Below are 11,138 nucleotides of genomic sequence, written 5' to 3'. Positions count from 1 at the left end.
GCCCGGACGGCCTCCCCCTCTGTCATCTCAACCTGAGAGCTTCGCCGCGCACCCCGACGAGGGATGGCACGGCTTTCACCGTCGGTGAGGGTGGGTGCCGTCCGACGCCCGCCCTGCTTTCCAGAGTGACCTCGTCCGTGCGGTACGGGGGCCTGAGAGATTCCGGGGAGGATTTGCTCCTTCGGCGCCTCCGGACGACTCTCCGGAGGACTCTCCCGCACGGGGTCAGCAGCCGTAGCCAGCCTACCAGCGAGGCTCCGGGCCGATCCCACGAGTGGCCGAGGTCACCGTTGTGCTCTTTCGTGGTGTCCACGGACCCGTTGCGACCGACTGGAGGAACCGTGCAGACCGGCATCGACCCGCGCAGCCTGATCGGACGCAAGGCGTTCGACCGCGACGGCCACAGGATCGGCACGGTGGACGAGGTGTACCTGGACGACGCGACGGGCGTCCCCGAATGGGCGGCCGTACGGACGGGCCTCTTCGGCCGCGACGCGTTCGTCCCGCTGGGGCCGAGCGAGCTCACCGACGCCGGCCTGCGCGTCCCCTACGAGAAGGCCCTCGTCAAGGACGCCCCGGACTTCGGGGTGGGCCGGCACCTCTCACCGGAGCAGGAGCTCCAGCTGTACCTGCACTACGGCCTGGCCCTGCCGTCCGCGCCCTCCGCGGACAGGGACCCCGGCACACCGGCGGGCGGGAGCGGCTGACCGCGGCCCGGCACCAGCGGCAGCGGGTCCGACGGCTCCAGGTCCGGGTCGTCCGTCCGGAAGGTCCGCACCCTGCCGGGCGCCGACCCCGGCTCCTCGAACCGCACGGTGACCCGACCGAGCCCGCTGCCCTGCACCCACCCGGGCCCGTACGCGGCGTGCCGCACATCGGCCCCGGCGGCCCACCGCCGCTCCTCCGGCGCCGGCTCCCCGCCGCCCGCGGCCACCGCGCCGACCCCGCCGGCCGGCCCCGGCCCCGCGTCCGCCGGCGTCCGCTCCGGGCCGCCGGCGCCCTCCCCCGGCGGCGCGCCGTCGGACACCGGGGCCGCGTCGGCCGACGCCTGGGCGAACAGGTCCTCCTGCGTGAAGCCGGCCAGCCCGCTGACGCCGACGCCGAGCAGCCGCACCCCGCCCGTCGTGTCGACGGCGTCGAGCAGCCGGGCGGCGGCCTCCCGCACCACGACGGGGTCGTCGGTCGGGCCGCGCAGCGTCTCGGAGCGGGTCAGCGTCGAGAAGTCGTACCGCCGCACCTTCAGCACCACCGTGCGCCCCGAGCGGCCGGCGTCCCGCAGCCGGCGCACGCAGCGCTCGGCGAGCCGCTCCACCTCCCACCGCACCCGCGCCCGGTCGTGCAGGTCCACGTCGAAGGTGTCCTCCACGGAGATCGACTTGGCGTCCCGCTCGGCCACCACGGGCCGGTCGTCGCGGCCGAGCGCCATCGCGTACAGCGACGCCCCGTGCGCCCTGCCCAGGAGCCGTACGAGCTCGTCCTCACCGGCCTCGGCCAGGTCCGCGACCGTCGTCATCCCGGCCCGCCGCAGGTGCTCCCCGGTCGCCGGCCCGACACCGGGCAGCGTCCGCACGCCCATGGGCGCCAGCAGCGCCCGCTCCGTCCCCGGCTCGATGAGCACGAGGCCGTCCGGCTTGGCCTGCTCGGAGGCGATCTTCGCCAGCATCTTGGAGCCCGCCAGCCCCACCGACCCCGTCAGCCCCGTCACGGCGCGGATGTCCCCGCGCAGCCGCTCCCCGACCGCCCGCGCCGCCTCCCCGTCGTGCGCGGCGCCCCCGGCCTCCAGGTCGACGAACGCCTCGTCGAGGCTGAGCGGCTCCACCAGCGGCGACAGCCGCCCCAGCAGCTCCATGACCTGCCCGCTCACCGAGCGGTACACGGAGAAGCGCGGCACCAGGTAGGCGGCGTTCGGCGCCAGCCGCCTGGCCTGCGCCATGGGCATCGCCGACCGCACGCCGAACCGCCGCGCCTCGTACGACGCGGTCGCCACGACCCCCCGGGGCCCCAGGCCGCCCACGATCACGGGCTTCCCGCGCAGACTGGGCTTCGCCGCCTGCTCCACGGCGGCGAAGAACGCGTCCATGTCCAGGTGCAGGATCGTCGGCGCGGCTCTCACACCACCGATGCTGCCCCACGCCACTGACAATCGCCCGCACGCACGTACGACTGCGGGCGTGCCGCTCAGACGGCCCTGTCGCGCCTGCGACGGGCCAGTTCGTCGGTCGGGTTCTGCCCGACGAGGGTCTCGCCGGTGTCCACCCGCTCACCGTGCAGCTGCGACAACGCCGTCTCGACGTCCCGCCACACCACACCGACCGCGATCCCGAAGATCCCCTGCCCACCCTGGAGCAGGTCCACGACCTCGTCCGGCGACGAGCACTCGTACACGGTCGCGCCGTCGCTCATCAGCGTCATGCGCTCCAGGTCGCGCAACCCCCTGCCGCGCAGGTGCTGCACGGCGGCCCGGATGTTCTGCAGGGCGACCCCGGTGTCCAGGAACCGCTTGACGATCTTCAGGACGACGACGTCGCGGAAGCTGTAGAGCCGCTGCGTGCCCGATCCGTACGCCGGCCGGACACTCGGCTCGACCAGCCCCGTACGGGCCCAGTAGTCGAGCTGCCGGTACGTGATGCCGGCGGCCGCGCACGCGGTGGGGCCCCGGTATCCGATGACGTCGGTCGCCGGCTCGGCCGCACTTCCGTGAAGCGGATACGGCCCGCTCCCTACCGGACTCCGTCCGGGGAGACCCCCTGCCGTACCGTCGCCGCTGCTCATCACGCCGACCCTCCGTCCTTGACCTGCCACATCGACGGTAGGCAGTCCCCAGGGGTGCGTCAACGATCGCCACACTCGCCACGCCGAGTGATAATCACCCTGAGAGTGGTTTGACGTGTCCCGATTCCGGGAAACGCTACTCGAATGCGCCGAAAACGCGGCGAGCGCCCCTTGAGCGCCGGGGGAAGACCGCCTCCGCGCGCCCCGGGCACACCGGGCGCGGCGCGGCCGCGGTCACTGGTTGCTGGTGCCGAAGTCCTCGGGAGAGATCTGGTCGAGGAACTCGCGGAACTTCTCCACCTCGTCCTCCTGCTCGTCCGGGATCGCGATCCCGGCGTCGTCGAGGACACCGTCGCTGCCGAAGATCGGCGTTCCGGTACGCAAGGCCAGCGCTATGGCGTCGGAGGGCCGGGCACTCACTTCGACACCGCTGGCGAAGACCAGCTCCGCGTAGAAGACCCCTTCGCGCAGGTCCGTGATCCGGACCTCGGTCAGCTCCTGGCCGACGGCCTCGAGCACGTCCTTGAAAAGGTCGTGGGTGAGCGGCCTGGCAGGGGTCATGCCCTGCTGGGCGAAGGCGATCGCCGTCGCCTCCCCCGGGCCGATCCAGATCGGGAGGTAGCGGTCGCCTCCCACTTCACGCAGGAGCACGATCGGCTGGTTGGACGGCATTTCCACCCGGACACCGACAACATCGAGCTCGTTCACACAGCAACCCTAGGACGTGCCGCACCGGTTTGGATAGTCGGGCTCCCCCAAGGTCAGGGGAACCGGACTCCGAGGGCCGCCCTGACGAGGGCCGCGTGCAGCCGGACGGACAGTGCGGCCAGCTCCCTCGCGGTGGCCTCGGCGTGCGCCCGGGTCTGCGGGTTGCGGTGCCGGCGCAGCGGCGCGACGACCTGCTCCACCAGCCCCGCCTCACGTTCGGCGGCGGCCCGCACCGCCCGCAGGTGGCGCGGTTCCAGGCCGTACCGGCCCAGCTCGGCGACGAGCTTCGCGACCGTCACCGCCTCGGCGTCGTAGCCGCCGTCCGCCGCCGGCGCGACCAGCCCGTACGACTCCCACTCGGCGAGCTGCTCCTCGCTCGCCTCCGCGGCGGCGAGGAGCTCGGCACGGCCGACCCTCGCGGCCGCGCCCGGGTCCGCGTCCGGCTCCCACGGGCTGCCGCCGTCCGGCGGCTCGCCGCGCGGGCCCTGGACGGGCAGGGCGACCCGCTCGCCGCGGGCCAGGGCGTCCAGGTGCTCCCGGATGACCCTCAGGGGCAGGTAGTGGTCCCGCTGCATCCGGAGGATCAGCGCCAGCCGCTCCACGTCGTGCGGGCTGAACTTCCGGTACCCGGACGCCGTCCGCTGCGGCTCGACCAGCCCCTCCGCCTCCAGGAACCGGATCTTGGAGATGGTGACCTCGGGAAACTCCTCCCGCAGCTGCTTGAGGACCGTACCGATGCTCACCAGCCGGTCACCCGCGCCGGCGGTGCCGTGACCGGCACCGCCCGTCGGTGTTCGCCGCATGGACCTTCCCTGGGGTCCCCCCAGACACCGTCTGGGGGAGGGTCAGACGCCCCGCTGGCTCGTGTAGAAGACCAGTCGGTACTTGCCGATCTGCACCTCGTCACCGTTGGTGAGCTGGACGGCGTCGATCGGCTCACGGTTGACGTAGGTGCCGTTGAGGCTGCCGACGTCCGCGACGGTGAAGCTGCCGTCGGCCGCCCTGCGGAACTCCACGTGACGACGGGACACGGTCACGTCGTCCAGGAAGATGTCGCTCTGGGGGTGACGGCCCGCGGTCGTCAGATCACCGTCGAGGAGGAAGCGGCTGCCGGAGTTCGGCCCGCGCCGCACCACGAGCAGCGCCGATCCCAGCGGCAGCGCGTCCACCGCGGCCTGCGCCTCGGGCGACAGCGACGGCAGCGCCGTCTGGCCGGTGGCCTCGCTGTCGTACGCCTCCAGGCCCGAGATGGAGATCGTCGACGTCGTCTCCGACGCGCGCTCCGCGGGAGCGCCACCCCGCAGCGGTGCCCCGCAGTTGGAGCAGAACCGACTCGCCTCGGCATTGCGGTGTCCGCACCGCGTACACACCGGCATGGACCCATCCTCCCGCCGCGGCTCGGCCGCGTGGACGCTGGTCGCGTACGGATCGGAACCTATGCGGCCGGGACCGGCAGGGTCAACAGAAGACGCGCCCTGTCCGCCCGTAATGTCACCACCCGGACCAGCGACCTCGTCACGGAAGAGGGGACGCCCGGCGCCCTGCTCCTCCTCGCTCTGACCATGCCGCGGCGCGCGATGCCTGGCGTTGCCGCCGTCCTCGCGTGCACTCTTGCCGAACAACTTCGCAAACAACTTCACGGGCGATTCCCCTTGAACGAAACAGACCCGCCCGTGGGGCAGGACGAACCCTGATTGAACACACCTGCCGACCCGGACACCATCACAACGTCCGTATCCTCCGGACAGTTTCCACCACACACCCCGCTCTTCGTACGGCGACCCCCCGCAACATCCCGGCCCGGGCGATCGATCCTCCGACGCCTCCACGGTCCCTCGGTCACGGAAGCCACCCCCGCTGCTCCGCCTCCCCTGTCCGGCCCGGTCCCTCGGGCATTCCCCCGCCGTGCGGCCCCCATGCACCTCGGCCTCACTGCGATGACGACCGAGCGTAGTCAGGCCGCTCCGCCGGTCGCAAGGCATCGACAACGATCTTCTCCGAGCGGGTCACGGTGGCCGTGGCCTGCTCCTTCTCCAGGGTCTGCACGATTCCGCCGGGGATGTTCAGCGCGGGCTCCAGGTCCTGCGGCTTGCCGATGACCTGGAAGCGGTACGGCGCGGTGATCTTCCGCCCGTCCACCTCGACGGCCCCGGCCCGCCCGGAGAAGTACGAGTCGGCGACGACCCGCACGTCGTTGACCTGGATCGCCTCGGCGCCGGCGGCCCGCAGCTCCTGGATCGTGTCGAGCAGCTTGTCCGGCTCGACGGCCGTCAGCGGGTCCTCGACGGTGAACGTGATGCCGGGGCCCTCGGCGGCCACGGTACCGGCCAGGACGCCCAGCTGACGCTCCCTCTCCTCGGTCTGCTTGCGGGCCTCTTCGGCCTGGTTGGAGCTGTTCTCCAGCTCCCGGCGCTGCGCGTCGAGCCGGGTCTTCTCGTCCTCGAGCCGCTGGCTGCGGTCGTCCAGCTCGTCCAGGATGCGCACCAGGTCCTCCTGGCGGGCGCCGCGCAGCGCGCCGTCGTCGCTGGTGGAGCGCACCTGGATGGCGAGGCCCAGGCCCAGGACGAACAGCAGCAGGGCGACGACGAGTTGCGCGCGGGTCACCCGCGGCGGCCACAGCCCGGCGGCCAGCCGCTGCCGGCCGGTCATCTCCGCGGTCTCCGTTCGCGCCGCCTCCGGCTGCCGCGGCTCGTGCGGGGTGAAATCTTCGCTGCTCATCGGCCTCACGCCCGGAACACGTGCCGCCGGATGGCGGCCGCGTTGGAGAAGATCCGGATGCCGAGGACGACCACGACACCCGTGGACAGCTGCGCGCCGACGCCCAGCTTGTCGCCGAGGAACACGATCAGCGCGGCCACGACGACGTTCGACAGGAAGGAGACCACGAAGACCTTGTCGACGAAGATCCCGTCGAGCATGGCCCGCAGCCCGCCGAAGACCGCGTCGAGCGCGGCGACCACGGCGATCGGCAGATAGGGCTCGACCACCGCCGGCACTTCGGGCCGGATCAACAGTCCGACCACGACTCCCACGACGAGGCCCAGTACGGCGATCACGATGTGCCCTTCCCTGTGTCGGCCGTGCCCCGTCCGTCGCCCGTGCCGGCTCCGGAGGTCCTCGGCTGTGCTGTGCGTACGATCAGGCTCGGCGCCGCCGGCAGACTGATCCGGTCCTGGGCGGAGACGCTGCTGCGGATGCCGAAGTTCTCCTCCAGCGCGTGCAGGTAGCGGCCGTCCGCGCTGTCCTGGAACCGGGTGCCGAGCCGTTTCCCGTCCCCCACCGCGAGCACCGTGTACGGCGGTACGAGCGGTTTGTTGTCGACCAGTATGGCGTCACCGGCCGCCCTGATCGCGGACAGGGCCGTCAGCCGCTGCCCGTTGATCGCGACGGCCTCCGCCCCGGACTGCCACAGCCCGTTCACGATCCGCTGCATGTCCCGGTCGCGTACGCGCCCCGTGTCGGCGAAGCCGCTGCTCTCGCGCGGCCCGCCGCCGCCCTCCCCGGCGTCCTTCGCGTCGTCGACGACGAGCTTGATCCCCGGGCCGGTCACCTCGGTCGCACCGGACAGCAGCGCCACGAGGGCGCCGCGGTCGCCGCCGTGTTCCTGGAGCGCCGCGCGCTGCCGTTCCCCGACCTCGCCGCGCAGTTCCTCGATGTCCTCTTCCAGGCCGTCCACGGCGGTCGTCTCGGCCTGGATCCGGTCGATGAGCTCCTCGCGCTCCTTGGCCACGACGGGCGCCGATATCTGCGTCTGCGCGGCACCGAGCGTGACCACCGCCGCGGCGAGGACGAGCCCGGCGGCGAGGCCCAGCTTGGCCCGCAGCGTGCGCGGCAGGCCGCCGCCCTCGGCGGCGCGGCGGGCGGTCGCCTCCGCGTACCCGTCGTCGAGCGCGTGGTCCATCACGTTGGTCAGCAGCGACATCGACGCGTCGGGACGCGGAGGCGAGGAACCGGTGCTCCGAACGGGGTGCTGCTGCGACATGCCGCACATCGTCGCATGTCGCGGCGGTTACCGCCGAATGGCCCCACCGGCCTGCCGGACGCGGTCATACGATCGGTCCGGCAGACCGGCGGGCCCGGGTCAGCGCCCGGCGCTGTCCACCACGGCGGCCCACTCGTCGAGGAGCGCCTGGGCGGACTCGTCGTCGGGGCCTTCGGCCCACAGGTGGGTGACGGCCTCGGCCGGGTCGGGCAGGACGAGCACCCACCGCCCGTCCGCTTCCACGACCCGCACACCGTCGGTGGTGTCGACGTGCCGGTCGCCCGCGGCCTCCACGACCCGCCGCATGACGAGCCCCTTGACGGCCCACGGCGTCGCCAGGTCCCGCCGCAGCACGTGGGCGCGGGGGATGCGCGCGTCGATCTGGCTGAGGGTGAGCTGGGTCCGCGCGACGAGGCCGATGAGCCGCACGAACGCGGCGGTCCCGTCGAAGACGCTGCTGAATTCGGGAACGATGAACCCGCCCAGCCCGTCTCCACCGAAGATGGTGGACTCCTCGCGGCCGACCCGGGTCAGGTCGTCCGGCGAGGTGGTCGTCCAGTCGACCTGGGTGCCGTGGTACGCGGCGACCTGCTCGGCGATCCGGGTGGTGGTGACCGGCAGGGCGACCCGGCCACTGCGCCGCTCGGCCGCGACCAGGTCGAGCATGACGAGCAGCGCCCGGTCGTCCTCGATGATCCGGCCGCGTTCGTCGACGAGCGACAGCCGTTCGCCGACGGGGTCGAACCGCACCCCGAACGCGGCCCGCGCGGACGCGACGATCTCTCCGAGCCGTACGAGCCCGGCCCGGCGGGAGTCGGCGGACTCGGTGGGCCGCGACTCGTCGAGGCCGGGGTTGATCGTCAGCGAGTCGACGCCGAGGCGGCCGAGGAGGTTCGGCAGGACGAGCCCCGCGCTGCCGTTGGACGCGTCGACGACGACCTTGAGCCCGGCCTCGGCGATGCCGGTGGTGTCGACGCTGCGCAGGAGGGCGCCGGTGTACTGGTCGAAGACGCTCGACGGGAAGCTGAGGTCCCCGATCTCACCGGGGAACGCCCTGCGGTACTCCTGGCGCGCGTAGACGCGGTCGAGCTTCCGCTGTCCGCCCTGGGACAGGTCGGCGCCGCGTTCGTCGAAGAACATGATGTCGACGGAGTCCGGCACACCGGGGGTGGTCCGGATCATGATGCCGCCGGCGCTGCCGCGCGCGGTCTGCTGGCGCGCCACGGGCAGGGGGACGTTCTCCAGGTCCCGCACGTCGATGGCGCTGGCCTGCAGGGCGGAGATCACGGCCCGCTTCAGGGCCCGCGCGCCTCGGGAGTGGTCGCGGGCCGTGGTGACGGTCGCGCCCTTCTTCAGGGTGGTGGCGTAGGCGCCGGCGAGCCGGACGGCGAGTTCGGGGGTGATCTCGACGTTGAGGATGCCGGAGACGCCGCGTGCGCCGAAGAGGTGGGCCTGGCCGCGGGACTCCCAGATGACGGAGGTGTTGACGAAGGCGCCGGCTTCGATCGTCTTGAAGGGGTAGACGCGGACGTTGCCCTGGACGATCGATTCTTCACCGACGAGGCACTCGTCGCCGATGACGGCGCCGTCCTCGATGCGGGCGGCCCGCATGATGTCGGTGTTCTTGCCGATGACGCAGCCGCGCAGGTTGCTGTGGGGCCCGAGGTAGACGTTGTCGTGAACAACCGCCTTGTGGAGGAAGGCGCCGCTCTTCACGACCACGTTGGACCCGATGACGGTGTGCTCGCGGATTTCGACGCCCGCTTCGACCTTGGCGTAGTCCCCGATGTAGAGGGGTCCGCGCAGGACGGCGTCGGGGTGGACCTCGGCGCCTTCGGCGACCCAGACGCCGGGGGAGATCTCGAAGCCGTCGAGTTCGACGTCGACCTTGCTTTCGAGGACGTCGGCCTGGGCCTTCACGTAGCTCTCGTGGGTGCCGACGTCTTCCCAGTAGCCCTCGGCGACGTAGCCGTAGATCGGCTTGCCTTCCTTCATGAGCTGGGGGAAGACGTCACCGGACCAGTCGACGGGCACGTCGGGCTGGACGTAGTCGAAGACCTCGGGCTCCATGACGTAGATGCCCGTGTTGACCGTGTCGGAGAAGACCTGGCCCCAGGTGGGCTTCTCGAGGAACCGTTCGACGCGGCCTTCCTCGTCGACGATGGTGATGCCGAACTCGAGGGGATTGGGTACGCGCGTCAGGCAGACGGTGACCAGCGCGCCCTTCTCCTTGTGGAAGGCGATGAGGTCGGTCAGGTCGAAGTCGGTGAGGGCGTCCCCGGAGATGACCAGGAACGCGTCGTCCTTCAGTGCCTCTTCGGCGTTCTTGACGCTGCCGGCGGTGCCGAGTGGCTTCTCCTCGTGGGCATAGGTGAGCTCCATTCCGAGCTCTTCGCCGTCACCGAAGTAGTTCTTGACGAGCGAGGCGAGGAACTGGACGGTTACGACGGTCTCGGTGAGTCCATGCCTTTTGAGCAGGCGCAGCACGTGCTCCATGATCGGTCGGTTGGCGACCGGCAGGAGCGGCTTGGGCATGCTTGAGGTCATGGGGCGAAGTCTGGTGCCTTCGCCTCCGGCCATCACGACGGCCTTCATGTCGGAAGCGTCCTCCTTGCAGAGACGACGATCTGGCCGATTTCCCCGTCTTCGCTGTGGTCTTCCGACATCGCGCCGGTGTCGTTTTCACGCTTCGGCACGGAAAGACAGGGTCATTCGGCTGCGGTTTCCGCTTTCACAAGTCGGCGGACCTGGACCACGTAGAGGATCCCTGCCCACCAGTAGAGACTTGTACCCCATCCGGCGAAGGCCCACCCGAAAACTTCAGCGAGTGACGCAAGCCACGTGTCGCCGTCGCTGAGCAGGAGCAACGGGAACGCGTACATGAGGTTGAAGGTGGCGGCCTTGCCGAGGAAGTTCACCTGGGGTGGCGGATAACCGTGGCGGCGGAGGATTCCCACCATCACCAGCAGCATCGCCTCGCGCGCGAGGAGGGCCGCGGTGAGCCAGAGGGGGAGGATGTCGCGCCAGGTGAGACCGACGAGGGTGGACAGGATGTAGAGGCGGTCGGCCGCCGGGTCCAGGAGGCGCCCGAGGCTGCTGATCTGGTTCCACCGTCGGGCGAGTTTGCCGTCGAGGTAGTCGCTGATGCCGCTCAGGGCGAGGACGAGGAAGGCCCAGCCGTCGCTGTTGGGGCCGCCGAGCTCGGGGCGGAGGATGAGCCACAGGAAAAGCGGTACACCGATGAGCCGGGCCATGCTCAGGATGTTGGGGATGGTGAGGACCCGGTCCGTCTGAACGCGAGTCTCCTGAACCTCCACCCGGGGGCCTCCTGTGGGAACGTGCCGATGCTGCCCCCTGACCTTACCGTCAGCGCGGGCCGGCCCGTGCGGGGGGTGAGGTGGCGGTCAACGGCTCCGGAAATGCGGAAAGCCCCGCACCATGAGGTGCGGGGCTTCCCGGAAAATGTGTTCGGCGGCGTCCTACTCTCCCACAGGGTCCCCCCTGCAGTACCATCGGCGCTGAAAGGCTTAGCTTCCGGGTTCGGAATGTAACCGGGCGTTTCCCTAACGCTATGACCACCGAAACTCTATGAAGATGTCGAACTCGACCGACCAGCCAAGAGGCGGGAGTTCGTTACTTCAGAACTGACACAGTGGACGCGAGCAACTGAGGACAA

11 protein-coding genes, 1 rRNA gene and 1 riboswitch are annotated in these 11,138 nt (G+C 71.2%); of the genes, 1 reads left to right on the top strand and 11 read right to left on the bottom strand.

Features of this window, described 5'->3' with window-relative positions; translation table 11 throughout:
* Positions 1-130: 130 nt before the first annotated feature.
* Positions 131-228: riboswitch (glycine riboswitch) on the bottom strand.
* 113 nt (positions 229-341) lie between these two features.
* Positions 342-707, top strand: a complete 366-nt coding sequence (locus IE106_RS25195) for a PRC-barrel domain-containing protein (RefSeq protein ID WP_189537506.1) — start codon at positions 342-344, stop codon at positions 705-707.
* On the opposite strand, the gene IE106_RS25190 is transcribed toward IE106_RS25195, so the two are convergent.
* The 11 genes from IE106_RS25190 to rrf all read right to left on the bottom strand — a co-directional run bounded on the left by IE106_RS25190 (position 635) and on the right by rrf (position 11,045).
* Complete coding sequence (locus IE106_RS25190) at positions 635-2,113, bottom strand: DNA polymerase IV (RefSeq protein ID WP_189537505.1); 1,479 nt, start codon at positions 2,111-2,113, stop codon at positions 635-637. The two genes, IE106_RS25195 and IE106_RS25190, sit on opposite strands and share 73 nt — an antisense overlap.
* 65 nt (positions 2,114-2,178) lie before the next feature.
* Positions 2,179-2,772 carry a MerR family transcriptional regulator gene (locus tag IE106_RS25185; protein WP_189537504.1) on the bottom strand — a complete coding sequence of 198 codons (594 nt, stop codon included), beginning with the start codon at positions 2,770-2,772 and terminating at the stop codon, positions 2,179-2,181.
* Positions 2,773-3,006: 234 nt separating this feature from the next.
* Positions 3,007-3,480 carry a bifunctional nuclease family protein gene (locus IE106_RS25180; RefSeq protein ID WP_058941224.1) on the bottom strand — a complete coding sequence of 158 codons (474 nt, stop codon included), beginning with the start codon at positions 3,478-3,480 and terminating at the stop codon, positions 3,007-3,009.
* Positions 3,481-3,533: 53 nt separating this feature from the next.
* Positions 3,534-4,283 (bottom strand): transcriptional regulator FtsR, encoded by a 750-nt coding sequence (gene ftsR, locus IE106_RS25175; protein WP_189537503.1) that lies wholly within the window; start codon positions 4,281-4,283, stop codon positions 3,534-3,536.
* Between the two features lie 42 nt (positions 4,284-4,325).
* Positions 4,326-5,240, bottom strand: coding sequence for an FHA domain-containing protein (locus IE106_RS25170; protein WP_189537502.1), 915 nt, complete (start codon positions 5,238-5,240; stop codon positions 4,326-4,328).
* A gap of 169 nt (positions 5,241-5,409) precedes the next feature.
* On the bottom strand, positions 5,410-6,198 hold the full coding sequence (locus tag IE106_RS25165) for a DUF881 domain-containing protein (protein ID WP_189537501.1): 789 nt from the start codon (positions 6,196-6,198) through the stop codon (positions 5,410-5,412).
* A 5-nt stretch (positions 6,199-6,203) separates the two neighbouring features.
* Entirely contained in the window at positions 6,204-6,536 is a 333-nt protein-coding gene (locus tag IE106_RS25160; protein ID WP_010469069.1) for a small basic family protein, read from the bottom strand.
* Positions 6,533-7,462 carry a DUF881 domain-containing protein gene (locus tag IE106_RS25155; RefSeq protein ID WP_189537500.1) on the bottom strand — a complete coding sequence of 310 codons (930 nt, stop codon included), beginning with the start codon at positions 7,460-7,462 and terminating at the stop codon, positions 6,533-6,535. Before IE106_RS25155 ends, IE106_RS25160 begins: the two co-directional genes overlap by 4 nt.
* Before the next feature lie 99 nt (positions 7,463-7,561).
* Positions 7,562-10,057, bottom strand: a complete 2,496-nt coding sequence (locus IE106_RS25150; RefSeq protein ID WP_189537499.1) for a mannose-1-phosphate guanyltransferase — start codon at positions 10,055-10,057, stop codon at positions 7,562-7,564.
* A 113-nt stretch (positions 10,058-10,170) separates the two neighbouring features.
* Positions 10,171-10,779: a cardiolipin synthase ClsA gene (gene clsA / locus IE106_RS25145; protein WP_189537498.1), complete on the bottom strand. Its 609-nt coding sequence runs from the start codon at positions 10,777-10,779 to the stop codon at positions 10,171-10,173.
* Between the two features lie 149 nt (positions 10,780-10,928).
* A 5S ribosomal RNA gene (rrf, locus tag IE106_RS25140) occupies positions 10,929-11,045 on the bottom strand.
* Positions 11,046-11,138: the final 93 nt, after the last annotated feature.

The sequence above is a fragment of the Streptomyces roseolilacinus genome, from assembly GCF_014649335.1.
Lineage (GTDB): Bacteria > Actinomycetota > Actinomycetes > Streptomycetales > Streptomycetaceae > Streptomyces > Streptomyces roseolilacinus.
The sequence above is the reverse complement of the archived record's forward strand: the minus strand, read 5'-3'. Positions and strand labels throughout refer to the sequence as shown.

What these genes read in the sequence shown, in the direction of transcription:
- IE106_RS25185 (WP_189537504.1), bottom strand. Translation starts at nt 2,772, where the DNA reads ATGAGCAGCGGCGACGGTACGGCAGGGGGTCTCCCCGGACGGAGTCCG.
- ftsR (WP_189537503.1), bottom strand. Translation starts at nt 4,283, where the DNA reads ATGCGGCGAACACCGACGGGCGGTGCCGGTCACGGCACCGCCGGCGCG.
- IE106_RS25165 (WP_189537501.1), bottom strand. Translation starts at nt 6,198, where the DNA reads ATGAGCAGCGAAGATTTCACCCCGCACGAGCCGCGGCAGCCGGAGGCG.
- IE106_RS25155 (WP_189537500.1), bottom strand. Translation starts at nt 7,462, where the DNA reads ATGTCGCAGCAGCACCCCGTTCGGAGCACCGGTTCCTCGCCTCCGCGT.
- IE106_RS25150 (WP_189537499.1), bottom strand. Translation starts at nt 10,057, where the DNA reads ATGAAGGCCGTCGTGATGGCCGGAGGCGAAGGCACCAGACTTCGCCCC.